The sequence below is a fragment of the Clostridia bacterium genome (assembly GCA_016887505.1).
Taxonomy (GTDB): Bacteria; Bacillota; TC1; order TC1; family UBA5767; genus UBA5767.
Genome location: CP069393.1, coordinates 921,599 through 939,151 on the forward strand (window position 1 = coordinate 921,599; position 17,553 = coordinate 939,151).

17 protein-coding genes are annotated in these 17,553 nt (G+C 40.5%); all 17 read right to left on the reverse strand.

Features of this window, described 5'->3' with window-relative positions:
• Positions 1 to 9 precede the first annotated feature (9 nt).
• Positions 10 to 1,299, reverse strand: coding sequence for a homoserine dehydrogenase (locus JR334_04580; GenBank protein QRN86501.1), 1,290 nt, complete (start codon positions 1,297 to 1,299; stop codon positions 10 to 12).
• A 1-nt stretch (position 1,300) separates the two neighbouring features.
• Positions 1,301 to 2,320 carry an NAD(P)-dependent glycerol-3-phosphate dehydrogenase gene (locus JR334_04585; GenBank protein ID QRN86502.1) on the reverse strand — a complete coding sequence of 340 codons (1,020 nt, stop codon included), beginning with the start codon at positions 2,318 to 2,320 and terminating at the stop codon, positions 1,301 to 1,303.
• Complete coding sequence (gene der, locus JR334_04590) at positions 2,313 to 3,635, reverse strand: ribosome biogenesis GTPase Der (GenBank protein ID QRN86503.1); 1,323 nt, start codon at positions 3,633 to 3,635, stop codon at positions 2,313 to 2,315. Before der ends, JR334_04585 begins: the two co-directional genes overlap by 8 nt.
• A gap of 98 nt (positions 3,636 to 3,733) precedes the next feature.
• Positions 3,734 to 5,041, reverse strand: coding sequence for a pyrimidine-nucleoside phosphorylase (locus JR334_04595; GenBank protein QRN86504.1), 1,308 nt, complete (start codon positions 5,039 to 5,041; stop codon positions 3,734 to 3,736).
• A 23-nt stretch (positions 5,042 to 5,064) separates the two neighbouring features.
• A complete protein-coding gene (gene xerD, locus JR334_04600; protein QRN86505.1) occupies positions 5,065 to 5,976 on the reverse strand; it encodes a site-specific tyrosine recombinase XerD in 912 nt (303 codons plus the stop codon).
• Between the two features lie 79 nt (positions 5,977 to 6,055).
• On the reverse strand, positions 6,056 to 6,643 hold the full coding sequence (gene scpB / locus JR334_04605; protein QRN86506.1) for an SMC-Scp complex subunit ScpB: 588 nt from the start codon (positions 6,641 to 6,643) through the stop codon (positions 6,056 to 6,058).
• Positions 6,644 to 6,647: 4 nt separating this feature from the next.
• The gene (locus tag JR334_04610; GenBank protein QRN86507.1) at positions 6,648 to 7,373 is read right to left on the reverse strand and encodes a segregation/condensation protein A; all 726 of its coding nucleotides are present in this window, start codon (positions 7,371 to 7,373) and stop codon (positions 6,648 to 6,650) included.
• Between the two features lie 14 nt (positions 7,374 to 7,387).
• On the reverse strand, positions 7,388 to 8,374 hold the full coding sequence (gene trpS / locus JR334_04615) for a tryptophan--tRNA ligase (protein ID QRN86508.1): 987 nt from the start codon (positions 8,372 to 8,374) through the stop codon (positions 7,388 to 7,390).
• 8 nt (positions 8,375 to 8,382) lie between these two features.
• Complete coding sequence (locus JR334_04620; protein ID QRN86509.1) at positions 8,383 to 8,997, reverse strand: site-2 protease family protein; 615 nt, start codon at positions 8,995 to 8,997, stop codon at positions 8,383 to 8,385.
• The gene (gene lysA / locus JR334_04625) at positions 8,997 to 10,295 is read right to left on the reverse strand and encodes a diaminopimelate decarboxylase (GenBank protein QRN86857.1); all 1,299 of its coding nucleotides are present in this window, start codon (positions 10,293 to 10,295) and stop codon (positions 8,997 to 8,999) included. The genes JR334_04620 and lysA overlap by 1 nt, the downstream gene beginning before the upstream one ends.
• 45 nt (positions 10,296 to 10,340) lie before the next feature.
• The gene (locus JR334_04630; protein QRN86510.1) at positions 10,341 to 10,952 is read right to left on the reverse strand and encodes a class I SAM-dependent methyltransferase; all 612 of its coding nucleotides are present in this window, start codon (positions 10,950 to 10,952) and stop codon (positions 10,341 to 10,343) included.
• Between the two features lie 75 nt (positions 10,953 to 11,027).
• A complete protein-coding gene (gene pgsA / locus JR334_04635; GenBank protein ID QRN86511.1) occupies positions 11,028 to 11,555 on the reverse strand; it encodes a CDP-diacylglycerol--glycerol-3-phosphate 3-phosphatidyltransferase in 528 nt (175 codons plus the stop codon).
• A complete protein-coding gene (gene rimO / locus JR334_04640; protein QRN86512.1) occupies positions 11,542 to 12,867 on the reverse strand; it encodes a 30S ribosomal protein S12 methylthiotransferase RimO in 1,326 nt (441 codons plus the stop codon). Before rimO ends, pgsA begins: the two co-directional genes overlap by 14 nt.
• A gap of 1 nt (position 12,868) precedes the next feature.
• Complete coding sequence (locus JR334_04645) at positions 12,869 to 13,753, reverse strand: helix-turn-helix domain-containing protein (GenBank protein QRN86513.1); 885 nt, start codon at positions 13,751 to 13,753, stop codon at positions 12,869 to 12,871.
• Between the two features lies 1 nt (position 13,754).
• Complete coding sequence (gene mnmH, locus JR334_04650) at positions 13,755 to 14,783, reverse strand: tRNA 2-selenouridine(34) synthase MnmH (GenBank protein QRN86514.1); 1,029 nt, start codon at positions 14,781 to 14,783, stop codon at positions 13,755 to 13,757.
• Entirely contained in the window at positions 14,784 to 17,114 is a 2,331-nt protein-coding gene (locus tag JR334_04655) for a DNA translocase FtsK 4TM domain-containing protein (GenBank protein ID QRN86515.1), read from the reverse strand. It abuts the gene before it with no gap.
• Positions 17,101 to 17,499: a hypothetical protein gene (locus JR334_04660; GenBank protein QRN86516.1), complete on the reverse strand. Its 399-nt coding sequence runs from the start codon at positions 17,497 to 17,499 to the stop codon at positions 17,101 to 17,103. The genes JR334_04655 and JR334_04660 overlap by 14 nt, the downstream gene beginning before the upstream one ends.
• Positions 17,500 to 17,553: the final 54 nt, after the last annotated feature.

Here is a 17,553-nt window from a genome sequence, read left to right on the forward strand (position 1 = left end):
GTCCCCCCGTCAATTCTCCTTCTCTACTCTGATTAAGTTCTCAAGAGCGTGAACTGGTTCCAAGCCCTTTATTTGTTCAATCGCTTTTTTTAAATTACAGTCCTGTACTTTTTCAGTAATCAGGACTAGATCTGCTTTTCCTTCACAGTACTTCTTCTGAATTACAGAATCGATCGAAACACCATTTTCACCAAAGAGGCCAGCAATTTTTGCCAAGACTCCCGGTTTGTCGGCTACGGTCATGCGGATAAAATACCGATCAAAGGTATCTTCAATACCCAGAATTTCCTTTTTTTGATAGCAAGAGCAATTATCTCTTGGCGTTACATGTTTAACAATATTTTTACCTACTTGAAGGATATCTCCAACCACAGCACTGGCCGTAGGCATTTCTCCAGCCCCAAGTCCTTGGAACATCACATCCCCAACGGCATCCCCCTCTACATAAACTGCGTTGTAGACGTCGTTAACTTTCGCCAAAGGATGATAAAGGGGCAGTAGGACAGGATGTACCCGAGCCTCAACTTTTCCATTTGTTTCTTGGGCTAACCCCACTAACTTGATGGTACAGTTTAGTTCTTTAGCATATTCTATATCCCTTGAAGAAATTTTTGTTATCCCTTCAACATATACATCATCCAAGGTAACCCTGGTATTAAAAGCGATAGATGCTAAGATGGCAATTTTACGCGCTGCATCCAGACCCTCGATATCTGCTGTAGGATCTGCCTCAGCGTATCCCTTTTCCTGCGCTAACGTAAGTACATCCGAAAAATCGCTTCCATCTTCATACATCTTAGTTAAAATGAAATTGGTTGTACCATTTATGATTCCCATCACTTTGCTAATTTTATTACTTGCCAGTGCATTCTTCAATGGATAAATAATCGGAATCCCACCTGCAACACTAGCCTCGAACATCAAATCCACATCATTTTTCGCAGCGCTTTCAAAAAGTTCTTCTCCAGCCATGGCCATTAGGTCTTTATTCGCCGTTACAATGTTCTTTTTTTTATTCAGAGCTCTAAGAACATATTCTTTGGCAAGACCTGTGCCCCCCATTACTTCCACAATAATATCAATATCTGGATTATCTATTACTTCATCAGGATTCGATGTCAAAAGGTCTTTATCAATAATTTCAGCTCGTTCCTTATCCATATTAGAAACTAGAATTTTTTCAACTCTTAGGGAACGTCCAACATAATTCTCATGTTTATCGTGGTTCTGCTGCAGTAGCCGGATTACACCAGTGCCTACGGTGCCGCAGCCCAACAGACCAATGCCAATATGATCCATACTATTCCTCCTCTATACCTAGATGCCATTCCTTCTTTTTTTGTCTGAGCATCAGATCCAACACACTCTCTTGTGGATCCTTGTCTTTAAACAGAATCTGAAACACCTCATCTGCGATGGGCATTTCAACTCCATATCGTTCACAAAGTTCTTTCGTGATCTTTGCTGCTTTTACACCTTCCACAACCATGCTACTTTCATTTAATATATCTTTTAATTTTTTTCTTTGACCAAGTTCTACGCCGCAACTTCGATTTCTAGAATGTCTACTGTTACAGGTCACCATAAGGTCTCCTATGCCAGCAAGTCCTGAAAAGGTTTCCTGGTTGGCACCCATGGCAATCCCTAGTGTAGTTATTTCATGAAGTCCCCTGGTAACCAGGGCTGCTACGGAATTGTCTCCAAATCCTAGCCCTGCTGTTATACCAGCAGCAAGCGCTATTACATTTTTCGTAGCACCTGCAATTTCTACTCCTGCCAAATCACTGTTTGTGTAAACGCGAAACCGATCCGTCATAAATAATTCTTGAACCCGTTTTGCGGCTTCATCATTTTCGCTAGCAGCAACGATTGCAGCCGGCATTTTTCTGCCAACCTCCTCGGCATGCGTTGGACCAGACAAGGTACAAAACAAATCTTTTTCACCCAAAATCTTCGCCGCTTCTTGTGATAATCGGTTCCCAGTCTTTTCATCGAAGCCTTTGGCTACATTGACAAATAGCAAGCCTTTATTTGTACTGGCATTTTTCTTTATAGCCCGAATGGTGTCTAAGGTAACATGAGAAGGTACAGCAATCACATACATATCCGCATCAGCAATCTCTGCGTAATCTGCAGTAAGATTCACATTTTCTGGAATTTTAACTCCTGGCAGATAGGTAATATTTTCTCTAAATTCACGCATATAAGAAGCTTTCGTTGCATTTCGCGCAACGAGCCATATAGGTATGTTCTTTTCAGACAAAAGAACGGCCAACGCTGTTCCCCAACTGCCTGCTCCTACTACAGCAATCTTATCCATTTTTATCACTTTTTTTCCCACGTACAATGATTCGTACTGGCGTTCCCTCAAATCCTATCGCCTCTCGAAACTTATTCTCAATATGTCTACGATATGAGAAATGCATAAGTTCAATATCATTAACAAAAAGAATAAATGTCGGTGGCTTAATTCTTGCCTGTGTTCCATAAGAAATTTTCAAAGACTTCCCTTTATCACTAGGCGGTGGATTCAGCATCATGATTTCTCTTAACAGTTGATTGATAACACTGGTTCCTATACGCTTCGTAGTCTCCGCATAGACATGCTGTACTTCTTCTAAGATTTTATGAACTCTCTGTCCCGTTAAAGCTGATATATAGAGAACTGGAGCATACCGCAAAAAGCCCAATTCTTCACGCAATGTTTCAGTGTATTCCTTCATGGTATTGGTTTTTTTAGCAACCAAATCCCATTTATTAACTAAAATTACAGCTGCTTTACCTTGCTCATGAGCATAGCCCGCTATGCGTTTATCCTGTTCGCTCACACCTTCTGGTGCATCAATCATCATCAAGACAACATCGGCACGGTCTACAGCTCGAAAGGAACGGATAACGCTATATTTTTCCAGCACATCGTCTATACGTGCCCTACGCCTAATCCCAGCTGTATCAATAAGCAAGTATTTTTGTCCATCCACGATGACATGCGTATCGATTGCATCACGCGTTGTACCTGCAATGTCACTAACGATAACCCGATCTTCTCCTACTATCCGGTTTACTAGAGAAGATTTCCCTACATTTGGTTTCCCGATAACTGCAATTTTAATGTGATCTACATCTTCTTCTGTGTTCAGGTCCTTCGGAAAACTGCCGGTAATTTCATCTAGCAAGTCTCCCATATTAGTACCATGAATTGCAGAAATGGGTATCGGCGTTCCTAGTCCCAAACTATAGAATTCATAAACATCATCCATGCAAAAATTATCCGTCTTGTTGGCTGCGATAACTACCGGCTTTCCAGTTCTTCTTAGAATTGCAGCCACTTCACTATCCGCTGTTGTGATACCTGATTGCGTATCCACAACAAATAGAATTACATCTGCTTCCTCTACCGCAATTTCAGCCTGTTTTTTTACCTGGCTGTAAATATCATCCGTCTCCCATTGGATACCCCCAGTATCAATCAAGATGAAATGTTGATTTAGCCACTCCACTTCATGATACATCCGGTCCCTGGTTACACCTGGATAATCCTCAACAATTGCTACCCTTGAACCTACTATTCTATTAAAAACTGTGGATTTCCCAACATTGGGTCTACCCACTACTGCTACAATTGGCTTTCTCATGCCTATACCTCTTCCAAAAATTGTCGTGTCTATTCTACCACAAGTTCCCTGAAAAATAACTATTAACGAGAATAAACCCACCGTTCGGTGGGTTCTTTCTATTCAACTATTCTTAGGACAATCGGTCTTGCTTGGGGTCGTTCCATTGAAACATAATACGCTTCTCGTATTCGTTCTGTAGCTGCTTCTATATCTGCATTCTCATTTGACCACATGAAAGTACAAAGAACTTCACCGATTTCAACCGGATCCCCTTCTTTTTTAGCCAAGTGAATTCCCGCGCTATGATCGACTTCATCACCTTTTTTTCTTCTTCCAGCACCAAGTAAGCTAGATGCTCCTCCCACCTTCATGGCATCTAGTGAGGTTACCCAGCCAGCCTTCTCTGCTAAAATATCCAAACTGTTCGTAGGCTGTTCCATAACTGAATAATCGTCTACGACAGCAGCATTTCCACCTTGATGTTCAACCATTTCTTTAAACTTTTTCAGTGCCGAACCATTTTCTAAATTCTCAATCAAAATTTTCCGAGCCTCTTCGGGAGTTTCTGTCCGTCCCCCGATTGTTAGCATTTGGCTGCCCAATGTGAGGCAAAGATTGGTTAGATCAAGTGGGCCACGATTTTTTAAAGTTTCGATGGCTTCCATCACTTCATTGGCATTGCCAACTTCCTGACCAAGCGGTTGGTTCATCTGTGAAATAACAGCTACGCTTTTTCCTCCAGCCCTAGCAACTAAGTCCACCATGGTCTTCGCAAGATCAATAGCTCTCGGTTCTGTTTTCATGAAGGCACCTTTACCAACCTTAACATCAAAAACTATATTTTTATTCCCTGCTGCCAATTTTTTACTGACTACACTGGCTGCAATTAGCGCCGTATTTTCCACTGTAGCGGTAACATCTCTTATCGCATACATTTTCTTATCGGCTGGTGCCAAATTTCCAGTTTGGGATATGATCCCAACCTGAATTTCATTAATCTGCTTTATAAATACATTTTTCTCCAGTTCACATTGAAATCCCGGAATACTTTCTAATTTATCGACGGTCCCACCAGTGTGGCCTAGACCTCTACCAGACATTTTAGCCACTGGTACACCAGCACTGGCTACCAATGGTCCGAGAACTAGACTTACCTTGTCACCAACACCACCAGTACTATGTTTATCCACTGGAATGCCTTTAATAGAAGACAAATCCAATTGTTCCCCTGCTTCTACTACAGCCATCGTTAGATTAAACATTTCTTCCTCAGTCATATGTTGGAAGTATATTGCCATGGTCAGTGCTGAAATCTGATAGTCTGGCACTTCACCGCTAGCAACACCTTTTATAAAAAAATCAATTTCTTCTTTATTCAGGCTAAGACCGTCTCTTTTTTTTCGGATTATATCTACTGCTCTCATATGTTCCTCCCTTTTCTTAGTGTTTACTCTTCAATCTCAACAAATCTTTCCGATGCTCTAGGATGAGTCTGATCGTACACATCTCGAATATGTTTCCTAGATACATGTGTGTAAATCTGGGTCGTAGATATATCTGCATGTCCTAGCATTTCTTGCACACTCCTCAAATCTGCACCGTTTTCTAGAAGATGAGTTGCAAAAGAATGCCTCAAAGTATGTGGACTAACGTTCTTCTTAATCCCTGCTTTCTTGCAATACTTTTTAATAAGATTCCAAACACTCTGCCTCGTAATTAACTTACCAGATCGATTTAAAAATAAATGTCTATCTGAACCTTTTGCCAATTCAGTGCGCGATTGGAGCAAATAGGTTCTAAGCATTGTCACCGCAATCTCTCCTAGGGGTACAATGCGTTCTTTGTTGCCTTTTCCGATTACACGCAGGTAACCCTGCTCAAAACTAATATTTTTAGCTTCCAAAGAAGTTAACTCACTTACACGTAACCCTGCCGAATACAATAACTCGAGAATACATAAATCCCTAAGTCCTAATACGGTATCCCTCGCAGGCATCTTTAAAAGCTGCTCTGTCTCGTCCTGCGTCAGGAAATCTGGCAAATGGCGCCCCAACTTAGGTGAATGGATACCTGTCATTGGATTCTTGTCCATATACCTTTCCCGAATCATAAAATCGTAGAAGCTCCTAAGTGATGATATCTTTCTAGATATACTCGGTGGACGATTCCCACTTTTCTTAAGATGGTGTACATATCGTTGAATAGCCTCTCTATCCGCTTTATCCAGTGTTAACCCTAGGTTTTCCAAATGTGTTCTCAGTTGCTTCACATCTCGGCTGTAGCCATCAATGGTATTGTTACTACATGCTTTTTCCAAGCTAAGATACTGGATATAGTCTTCAAAGAAATCTTTCATCATATATTACACTCCAACGCATTTACCTTCTACATGAAACCGCATTTTCCTGCATAAACAAAAAGAATCAACACGTGATTCTTTAATTTTGATCCTCCTTGAATCGTTCCTCCTGTTTTTCTTGCATTATTTTTAGGTCGTCCGCTATTTGTTCTTCGCTGACTGACTGCAATTCCGGCAACTTGTCCAAACTCTCCAGACCAAAATACTCTAAGAATTCACTTGTCGTACCGTAGAGAATTGGACGTCCCGGCGTGTCCTTTCGCCCTACCTCATAAACCAAATTTTTCTCCATTAATCTAGCCAATATGCGGTCTACACCAACACCCCGTATCCGTTCCACCTCGGCTCGAATTATCGGCTGTCGATAGGCAATAATAGATAATGTTTCCAAGGCAGCACGACTGAGCTTTGAAACATGAGGTTTAAGAATTTTTTCCACTTCACAGGAGTATTCTTCTTTGGTCACAAAACGATATCCTTCTGCAACCTTTACGATGCGAATGCCATGAATGGTTTTCTCATATTCACTGATTAATTCATCCAGTAGTTTCATTACATCCTGTTCATCGAGTTCAATTGCTTCTGCCAATTCAGCTAAGGATAATGAATCCACTGAAACGAAAAGTACACATTCCAGTGCTGCTTTTTTTGTTTCGCTAAAGAGCATTACATCACCTTTCCTCTATGTAGATTAGTTTTATGGGTCCAAAATTCTCCGCCTGACGCACAATCATAGTTTCTTTGCGAATTAACTCCAAAATAGCTAAAAAATATATCACTATTTCATACCGTGTGAGTCTTTGCGGTAAAATATCTTGAAAATAAATTTCCTTTTTTTGAGAAATAATTTTTGTCACTGACTTCATAACATCTCCAATAGTGAGTACACTACGAGCTATCTCATGAAATTCTTCTTCCTCCGGTACACGCTCCATCACATCCTTAAATAAAGATGTTAACTGTTCAAAGCTGATATTCTCCAAAGGATTAACCTTTTGTGCCAACTCCTGTACCAACTCCTCATCGACAGGTTTAGCATAAACTCTAGCACTCTGAGTCTCTAATTCTTTAAATATATCGACTACCGACTTATACTGCTGATACTCTAGAAGTCTTTGCACCAGTTCAAGCCTAGGGTCTTCCTCTTCTTCTTCCTCTAAATCATCATGCTTCGGCAAAAGCATCTTAGCCTTGATGGCTAGCAAAGTCGAGGCAGTCACTACAAATTCACTAGCAACCTCAATATCCAGTTCCTTCATTGCTTCGATATATTCCAAATATTGATCTGTAATCAAAGAGATTGGTATGTCATAGATATCCAATTTATTCTTGCGAATCAAATGAAGAAGCAGGTCCATTGGACCTTCAAAAACCTCTAGGGAAATTTGGTACGTCAAATAGTCTCACCTCTTTAGATGTGCATTTGTTTGTGAACAAGTTCCATGGTCTCCTGCGCTCTAAGCTCAGCCCTCTTCGTACCATCTTCTAGGATAGCATATACCTTTTGAGGATCCTCAAGCAGGGCTTCTCTTCTTTCACGGATAGGAGCAATCATCTCATCTAGCTTTCCTGCCAATATTTTCTTACACTTGAAACAACCAATTTCTCCTTTGCGACAAGACTCTTCAATTTCACTTACTTGATCTTCATTATAAATCTTCTGGTACTGACATACTGTGCACACTTCTGGATGTCCTAAATCATCTTTATGTATTCTTGCAGGATCAGTCGTCATCATGCGAACCTTTTCCCAAATTTCCTCTTTACTAGCAGAAATGCTGATTTCATTTTTATAGCTCTTGGACATCTTTCTTCCATCAATCCCAGGAAGCAACTTGGTTTTACCCAGCAAGGCCTTCGGTTCAGGGAACACTTGCTCATCATACATAAAATTGAATCTTCTAGCAATTTCCCTAGTCATTTCAATATGGGGCAACTGGTCTTCGCCAACTGGTACAGCGGTAGCTTGGTACAAGAGAATATCCGCACACATCAACAAAGCATACCCTAAAAAACCATACGTTTTGATATCTTTGCCACGTTCTTTAAAGGACTCAATCTGGTCCTTATAAGTGGGAACTCTTTCCAACCAACTAAGTGGGGTCATCATAGACAAAAGCAAGAATAGTTCTGCGTGCGCTTTGACCTTGGATTGGATGAATATAGCTGATTTGCTTGGATCTAGTCCTACAGCAAGCCAATCTACTACCATATCAAAAATGCTTTGACTGATGCCTTCCGTTTCATCAAAGGATGTGGTCAAGGCGTGCCAATCTGCAACCATGAAATAGCAGTTATATTCATCTTGCAATTTAATCCAATTTTCCAGAACACTTAAATGTCCTATATGTAATTTACCAGTCGGACGCATGCCCGATAGTATTCTCTCTTTTGCCATTTTTCCTCCTATATTGTCAGCCCAACCAAAAAGTTAAGCACATTCATAATAAACATAATTGCTGGTGTTAAAATTTTTCCCAATATGCCGCTAATCAGTAGAATAATCAGTATGATATTACCATAGTTTTGCAGTGGCGCAAGCTTAACCACCCACTTATTGGGTAGTGCACCAAACAAGATCTTGCTACCATCTAAGGGTGGTATGGGGATTAGGTTGAAAATCCCAAGTACCACATTAAACCAAACTAGGTAGAAAAAAAACTGTCCTAGCATACTATTGTAAGCCCCTGTCATAGCCCAGAGTAGAGCCGCGAAATAGGCTAGCGTCATATTCATGGCCGGTCCTGCAAGGGCAGTCAATACCATGCCTTTGCGTCTATTTTTGAAATACATCGGATTTACTTGTACAGGTTTTGCCCAACCAAAGCCTACAATTAGAAGCATCAAGGTACCATAGATATCCAGATGCTTTAGAGGGTTTAGACTAAGCCTTCCCGTACGAGCCGGTGTAGGGTCACCCAAAATACTTGCCATTTTCCCATGCGCATATTCATGAAAGGTAATGGCGATTAGTATAGCGGGAAAAGCTACAATAAAGGCACTCGGATCCCGTAAAAACATTATCGGATCCTCTCAGGAATAATGGCATTTGCAACTAGATCTTCAAAGCTCTCCCGACGAATGATTAGGTCTGCTTGTCCATCTTTTACTAAAACTACAGCTGGTCTAGTCAATGAATTATAGTTGGATGACATTGAGTATCCATAAGCACCAGTTGCTGTCATGGCTAGCAAATCTCCTGGTTTAGCAATACCCAGCTTACCATCAACCATCAGCATATCACCTGATTCACAACATTTTCCAGCAATATTCACGGTCTCTCTTTCAGAGTCCAAAGCACGGTTAGCAATGATTGCATCATACTTGGCACCATACAAGGCAGGTCGAATATTATCAGGCATGCCTCCATCAACTGCTACATATTTTCTATGGCCTGGAATTGCCTTAATTGAGCCCACTGTATACAGGTTGGTTCCAGCAGGTCCGATGACAGACCGGCCTGGCTCAATCAGAACCTTAGGCATAGCAATATCAATATCTTTACAAACCTCACCTAGGGTATCGAAAACGTTGTTGGCATATTCTTGTATATCAGCTGGAGCATCCTCTTCCGTATAATAAATACCAAAGCCGCCTCCCAAATCTAATTCGTTAATCACATAATCGTATTTTTGGGAAATATCTTTAATGAAATTACACATAACAGATACTGCATGCTTATAACTGCTCATCTCAAAGATTTGAGACCCAATATGACAATGTAATCCAATTAATCTCAGGTTAGCATAATCGATTGCCTTACCTACCGCATCAATGGCTTGACCATTCGGTAGCGTAAATCCAAACTTGGAATCAATTTGTCCAGTTCGAATATATTCATGAGTATGTGCTTCCACGCCAGGCGTAATACGAAGCAAAATATCTACAATCTTATTTTGTTTCCTAGCAAGTTTATCTAGCATATCCATTTCGTAGAAATTATCTACTACGATTCTACCCACACCATATTCCATGGCCATCAGCAGTTCTTCCTCCGTTTTATTGTTTCCATGGAAATAAACTTTTTCCATCGGAAAATCTGCCTGAGCCGCAATGAATAATTCTCCCCCAGAAACAACATCGAGGCCTAGTCCTTCTTGTTTCACAATTTGGCAAATTGCCGGTGTGATAAACGCTTTTGAAGCATAGAGCACCATCGCATTACCGCCTGAGCGCTCTACAAAGTCCCTAAAGTAGCGTTTGCAAGTATTACGTACCATTTCTTCATCTATAACTACAAGCGGCGTACCAAATTGTTCGCGTAAATCCAATGTGTCGATACCACCGATTTCTAAATGTCCTTCTTGGTTTATTTTCATAGTCCCATTCAGTTTAATCATATTCCCTCTCCTATCTTCTCCATCCTATTTTTTTACACTTAATGACAAGCCATCACCAACAGAAAGAATGGTGCTAAAAAGGTCTTGCCGCTCAAATAATCTGCGATTAAAGTCAGACATGTTTTGTTTTGGACGTTCTCTTTGGGCATGGATTGCAAATAGTACATCATCTGCAACTAGCAATCCACCGCTAGGCAGCTTATCCACAAGTTTATCTAGGGTTTCCTTATATGTTCTCGTTCCCCCATCCTGTAGAATCAACCCAAAAGGTCCCTCTAATTCATCCAAAAGATCTTCTGCCATACCTTGGTGTACACTTACAACATCACTCAAACCGGCCTTTTCTAGATTGATTCTAGCCTCATTCACCAATCTTTCATGGTATTCTATTGTAATTAGTTTTCCGCCAGTCTGTTTTAAAGCTGTTCCCATCCATATTGCCGCATAGCCCATAGAAGTACCGATTTCCAGTACCTTCTGGGGCCTAGTTGCTAGAATTAGAAGATGTAGCATCCGTCCTAGTTCTTTGCCAACAGATGGACACACATCATCCCGTTGCCGTTCATCTCGAAGGATATCCTCCTGGAGAGGCAACAGATGTTTCAATAGTTTTTCTACATAATTATCCTGTTGCAATATCTTTTCATGCCTTTCTAAAATATCCTTTAAATAATATCATCTTTTTAAAAGGATTCAAAACATTATTATTTTCTACTTAAATAGATGCATCGTTCCCTTAAAGTAATCATACCCTGAGAATACCGCGGCAACCAAAGAAACATAAAAAAGCACCATAGCTAACACACTGAACCATACTGGTAATACTGTTCCCCATGCTAAAAGAAGCATAATCAGCGAAACCATCTGTGTTAATGTCTTCAACTTACCCCAAATGCTTGCAGCCATAACCAAGCCATCCTTGGCTGCCAAAACCCGAAGTCCAGTCACAGCCGTTTCTCTACCCAAGATAATAACAATTGCCCAAGCAGGTAAGATATGCGCTTGAACGAGATAAAGGAAAGCTGCCATAGTGAGCAGCTTGTCAGCAAGAGGATCCAAGAATTTACCTAGCGTAGTCACTTCGTTTCTTTTTCTAGCCAGATATCCATCAAGAAAATCTGTAAAAGAAGCTAAGGCAAATATCGTAGCTGCCACCAAATTTGGCTCGAGATGCATCAAGAGCATGAAAAGTGGAATCATAAATACTCTGGCTAACGTTAGTCTATTAGATATATTCATTTCTAATTTCTCCTATCAGATCATACTCTGTCGAATCTTGTACAAAAACTTGAACAAAATCTCCAACGTATAATTTTTTATCACTCTTTACACTTATGACTCCATCTACGTCGGGTGACATAAAGCGTGTCCGTCCCATGTAAAGCTCATCTTGAACTTTTTCCTCGATTAAAACCTCGATGGTTTTCCCCTGCCAGCTAGCTAACCACTCTGAGGTTATTCTCTGTTGCATCTCCATCAATTGATTATATCTTTCTTGCTTGATTTCTTCATCAATCTGCCCGGTCATACGAGCTGCAGGTGTGCCATCCTCTTGAGAATAAGTAAATGCGCCGACCCAATTAAGCTTTATTTCTTTCATAAATGACATCAGTTCTGCAAACTCTTCCTCGCTTTCTTGAGGAAATCCGGTAATTAGTGTGGAACGTAACGTTATGTCTGGGCATTGTTTACGAATCATCCCAATCAGGTTTCTAATCTTCTCCTGGGTCATTTTACGTCCCATTTTTCTCAAAATAGAATCACTAGCATGCTGTAGTGGAATATCTAAATAGTTACATATCTTTGCTTCATTCTGTATAGTTTTAAGTAATTCCTCGTCGATTGCATCCGGGTAAGCATACAGTATCCGTATCCAACGCAGTCCCTCAATTTGGCATAGTTCATGTAAGAGTAAACTCAGATTTGTAGTATCCTCTAAATCCTTGCCGTAGGCTGTTGTATCCTGAGCAACCAAGATGAGTTCCTTGATACCATGCTTTGCAAGTTCCTGCGCTTCTTTAAGCAAGATATCTTGTTTTCTGCTGATAAAAGGACCTTTAATCGATGGGATAGCACAATAGGTACAACAAGTATCACAACCATCTGCAATTTTCAGATAAGCTGTCGTCCCCTTTGTAGACCTAGGATATTGCTCATCGGAATCCAGATAATCATGATGCTTCAATTCCGATTTTTCTTCCTTCGACTCAATATAATCAAGAATATCCGTTAGGCTATATACACCAAAAAAAGCATCCACCTCCGGGATGGATTCTCTTAATTCTTTTTCATATTTCTGTGATAAGCAACCATGCACAATCACCTTTAGTCCTGTATTATCCTGTTTTGCCGCAACTACCTCTAAAATTGTCTGAATTGATTCTTTTTTTGCTGGCAGAATAAAGCCACATGTGTTAATCACAGCCCAGTCAGCATTCTTTAGTTCTTCGGTCACGCTCCATCCTTTTTGTTCAACTAATCCTTCAAAAGCAGATGAATCGGCCGTATTCTTATCGCATCCCAGTGTTCGTATATATATTCTTTTCTGCATATTACTCCTCTAAATAATCCTTATAGACAACCTGTCCTTGTTTACCTTCAAATCCCGTGTCTATCCCATCTTTATATATAGACACAGCACCAGCATCTCCCAATGTTAGTTGGATTGAATTGTTTCCAAAAAAACGTACTACTTCTCCAGACTCAAGTGTGCCTGCATACTCACTTTCACCATCAATATTGGCACTAACCCAGCACTTACTGCCTGTTACTTCTGATACCTTCACCATGATATCTAGACCATCTTCAATATATTCTGGGCTGATATACTCATATTCAAACTCTTGATATACATTAGTCGATGGTTCTTCAACAGCTTGTGGTTCAATTTCGTCTACCACTTCAGGTACTTCTGGGATTGGTACTTCATTAATTGGTTCGATGGGTATTAATTCTCCCGCAGTCTCTCCACCATCGCCCATCAAAGTCGCTCCAACATATACTGCGACCGCCAAAACCAACAATAATACAATCGCGGCCAACGCACGTCTTGGCTTATTTTGCTGAACCATTTTTACAGAACGATGTTTCGTGGTTCTTTTTGGCACGACAGGCTTCTTTGCCGGTTCACGGCGTTCTTTTACTGATGGTTCTGGCCTTGAAACTTCCTTTTCGTCTGGAATATTCAGACTTTCTTCTTTTGGAGGATTTACCAATTCAGAATATTGTGCGAGTACCTCATCCGTATCAATTTCATAGAGCCGAGCTAGATTTCTAATAAATCCCTTCACGAAGATTGGTTGAGGCAAACCTTCTAGTGAATCTTCCTCTAGCTGTTCAATGTAAAAATTGCGAATTTTAGTTTTCTCAGCTACATCTTTGACGGTAAGGCCATTGCTTTCTCTCGCACTGCGTAAAAGTTCGCCTAACTTGCTCATATTACTCTCCTTTATGCAACAATTGTTGGATACTATCTGCAGCTTTTTCCACATCTGCCGAACATACTGAAGCAAAGTACTCATCTGAAGGCTTTGATGGATGGTTATACAATGGGTCATAATACTTAATGAGTAATTCCTCTACTACTTGTTGGTATTCTTCCTTTTCGATGGCTTCTACAAACTGATTGACTTTTTGTTTTCCAATCCGTCTTCCTAAAAAACTCACCGCTTGAATCAGTTCCTCATTGGATTGAATTTTGGTATATTCCTTTATGATTCTTTTAGCCCGATTTTCAACTGAATCGTATACTAGTATCTTATTTGAATTCAGTAGATGGGTAAATACGTTCTTAGCAATAAATAATTTCCCGATCCTGCTACTCTCTCCCTCAATAATTGTTGGAGCATCCACAGGTATTTGCTGGAGCTCTCTCAAAAGTACAGAATCAAAATGTTTTTGACTCGGCTGTTCCCCTAAACCAACTGAGCCGAATACGGAGCCTCTGTGGTTGGCATATTTTTCAAGGTTTAATGTATAGACACCACGTTTTTCAAGAATCTCAATGATTTCAGTTTTCCCGGTACCTGTCAGTCCATACAAGCTGTAGAAAGGAGGCAATTTTAACTGTTCAAATTCCTGCATCACATATTTTCTATATTCTTTATATCCACCTTTAATACGCTTAACCTCAATACCTGCCGCAGCTGCTAGGTCGCTCATACTTTTACTTCTGAGCCCTCCTCGCCAACAATATAGAACCAACGTTCCTTGGTTTTCTAGTTGACGCAATTGCTCCAATTTTCCACCGAGCACGGGAAGTACTAATTCTACGCCCTTCTTGCTGGCTTCTTCCTTACCTTGCTGTTTGTACAAAGTTCCGACAATTTTCCTTTGGTCATCATCAAGAATCGGTAGATTTACCGCTCCCGGTATGTGATCTTCCATAAATTCTTTCGGCGAACGAACATCTACATAGATGGCGCCCTCGATTTTCATCGAATCGCCATAGGTTATATCTCTATTCATTTATTCCTCATTTTCTTGATTAAATATTCGGTTAAATTCATCCCAGCCAACAAGTACCTGTCTAGCCTTTGATCCTTGATAGGCACCCACAATATTTTTATCCTCTAACTGGTCAATAATCCTAGCAGCTCTAGTATAGCCTATCTTAAGCCTGCGTTGAAGCATAGAAATGGAAGCCTGTCCGGACTCAATAACCAAGGCACCGGCATCCATTAATAGTTCGTCATACTCCTCATCGCTATCTGATGGTTCAGATTCTTGCTGGTCTAGCATCTCGATGCCTTGCAAATATTCTGGCTTGGCTTGTTCTTTCAAAAATCCCACCACTTTGGAAACTTCCGTTTCAGTGATATTGGCTCCTTGCACCCTACGAGGCTTATTCAGACCTACCGGGGAAAATAGCATATCTCCACGTCCTAAAAGCTTCTCCGCTCCTGCTCCATCTAAGATTGTCCTTGAATCTACCTGTGAACTTACCGCAAAGGCAATCCTACTAGGTACATTGGCTTTAATTAATCCCGTAATAACATTAACAGAAGGACGTTGGGTCGCTATTACTAAGTGCATGCCTGCAGCCCGAGCCATTTGAGCCAATCGGCAAATCGAATCTTCTACGTCTGCTGGTGAAACCATCATCAAGTCAGCTAGCTCATCAATTAGAATCACGATATAGGGAAGCTTACCTTCACTGGGTTGACCACTGGCTTGTTTTTCCAACATTTTCTTATTGTAGCCATAAATATCTTTTACACCCTCTTTGGCAAACAAAGAGTAGCGATTTTCCATTTCAGCAGTCATCCATTTCAAAGCGGTTGCTGCTTTCTTAGGTTCAGTAATAACGGGCGCAACTAGGTGCGGTACTTCATTGTAGGTAGTAAGCTCCACTTTTTTGGGATCGACCATCAAGAACTTCATTTCATCCGGACGATATTTGTAAAGCAAACTGCAAATCAAGGTATTCATGCATACAGATTTACCAGACCCCGTAGCGCCGGCAATCAATAGGTGGGGCATTTTGGCCAAATCAGCATAAACGGTTTGTCCTGCAATGTCTTTTCCTAAGGCAACCGTTAAATTCCCCTTTTGGTTCATAAATGCATGCTCACCCAATATTTCGCGTATGGTAACTTCTCGTACAGTCTTGTTAGGAACCTCAATTCCGATGGCCGCTTTTCCTGGTATCGGTGCTTCAATCCGGATGTTAGGTGCCGCAAGACTCAATGCGATATCATCAGCAAGTCGTAAAATCTTGCTCACTTTAATACCTGGAGCCAATTTTGCTTCATAACGAGTAATGGCAGGGCCAATACTAATCTGGTCAATTTTTAATTTAACACCAAAACTTTCTAAAGTCTGTTCCAATAAATTAGCAGTATCTTGAACTTCTTTTTCACTTTGAGCCCGATTGTTGTCCTTGACATTGCGCAATAGTTCTAACGATGGGTAGTTCCACGCCTTATTATTCGTCACATTGTTTTTTTCTGCCTTGAGCGATATTTCCATTTGCTCTTCTAAACGCTCATCCCCAATGTCCTTCGGCTCAGTTTTTTTCTTTGCTTGTTCTATCTTATCTTTTTTGGCATGTTGTTTGCCAATATTCTCGTCCATAAGAATATCTTTGACACTTTCATAGCTATTCTCATCAAATTCGGCCGAGTGCTTAATTACCGGTCCTTTGGGATCTGGTAATTTATTTGCTTTTTCAGGTTTAGCATTTACTCTTTTCGGATTCTTCTTCGCTTCTTCCTTCTTCAATTCTTTAGATATTCTTCTCTTTTCCATAAATCGATGATAAGCATTGCTCACCATCCCACCACGGAATCCTTCTAAAAGCATCAATAGTCCGCCAACCAACGTAGCTGCTAAAAAAATATACGACCCTAAACGCCCCAGCACTTGATAGAGCACCCAAGACAGACCCATCCCAAGCACACCGCCGCCTTCACCTTGGAGCCCTAGTCTAACACTCTCCATAAATTGCATCTTCATGACTGCATCTACACTAAAGATTCCTAATACGCTGAGCAGTAGCAAGAAAAATCCTGCCAGGTTGGTTTTAAGATTGTTCTCCCTGTATCCAATTAGAAATAGCAAGCCAAGTAGCAGTCCCACGCTTGGCACTACTATTCCAGCCTTGCCAAAAATCCCCATCAAGGTACGAGAAAAAAAGCCGCCAGCCAGACCAATTTGTTCTGGATCTCCATTTCCATTTTGTGTCAAAACAAAACTCACCAGTAGAAAACTACTGATGGCAAGAATGGAAATCCCTACCAAACGCCTCTTTATATTGCTTTCTTTTTTTGTCTCTTGTTTACGTTTAGTCAATATCATTCCCCTTATCCCAAATCAGATGTCCTTGGTCATCATTTCTAAAACCAATTTTTTGTAGATTTTCTGTCTTATGAGATGCTTCCTTTAAAAGAATACGTTGTACTTCTGGAAACGCTTCCCTCAGTGACAATAAAAACTCTACCTTGTAGTCCCGCTCATTCGCTTCATCTTTCGCAGTTAAAAGCTCCACTTTTAAACATGAACCATCTTCGTAAGGATACACGTAAGCTAGTGCAAATATTGAATTCTTCTTATTCACCAACACAAAAAGCCTATCATAGTAAGGATTTTCATCCTCAATATCTTCAGCAAAATACTCCCCATTACTAAATGACGCCAAATCAAAATCATAACTTTCTAGCAGAGAAAGTTTCATTACCCTCATGTTTTACTCCTCTATAATATATTACCATTCATTATAACAAATATTTATTGTCTT

Coding starts and splice junctions, on each gene's coding strand:
- JR334_04645 (QRN86513.1), bottom strand. CDS start 13,753: ATGAGCAAGTTAGGCGAACTTTTACGCAGTGCGAGAGAAAGCAATGGC.
- JR334_04580 (QRN86501.1), bottom strand. CDS start 1,299: ATGGATCATATTGGCATTGGTCTGTTGGGCTGCGGCACCGTAGGCACT.
- rimO (QRN86512.1), bottom strand. CDS start 12,867: ATGCAGAAAAGAATATATATACGAACACTGGGATGCGATAAGAATACG.
- JR334_04660 (QRN86516.1), bottom strand. CDS start 17,499: ATGAGGGTAATGAAACTTTCTCTGCTAGAAAGTTATGATTTTGATTTG.
- JR334_04620 (QRN86509.1), bottom strand. CDS start 8,997: ATGTTTTTACGGGATCCGAGTGCCTTTATTGTAGCTTTTCCCGCTATA.
- trpS (QRN86508.1), bottom strand. CDS start 8,374: ATGGCAAAAGAGAGAATACTATCGGGCATGCGTCCGACTGGTAAATTA.
- lysA (QRN86857.1), bottom strand. CDS start 10,295: ATGAAAATAAACCAAGAAGGACATTTAGAAATCGGTGGTATCGACACA.
- der (QRN86503.1), bottom strand. CDS start 3,635: ATGAGAAAGCCAATTGTAGCAGTAGTGGGTAGACCCAATGTTGGGAAA.
- JR334_04595 (QRN86504.1), bottom strand. CDS start 5,041: ATGAGAGCAGTAGATATAATCCGAAAAAAAAGAGACGGTCTTAGCCTG.
- pgsA (QRN86511.1), bottom strand. CDS start 11,555: ATGAATATATCTAATAGACTAACGTTAGCCAGAGTATTTATGATTCCA.
- JR334_04585 (QRN86502.1), bottom strand. CDS start 2,320: ATGGATAAGATTGCTGTAGTAGGAGCAGGCAGTTGGGGAACAGCGTTG.
- xerD (QRN86505.1), bottom strand. CDS start 5,976: ATGATGAAAGATTTCTTTGAAGACTATATCCAGTATCTTAGCTTGGAA.
- mnmH (QRN86514.1), bottom strand. CDS start 14,783: ATGAATAGAGATATAACCTATGGCGATTCGATGAAAATCGAGGGCGCC.
- JR334_04655 (QRN86515.1), bottom strand. CDS start 17,114: ATGATATTGACTAAACGTAAACAAGAGACAAAAAAAGAAAGCAATATA.
- scpB (QRN86506.1), bottom strand. CDS start 6,643: ATGCTCTTTAGCGAAACAAAAAAAGCAGCACTGGAATGTGTACTTTTC.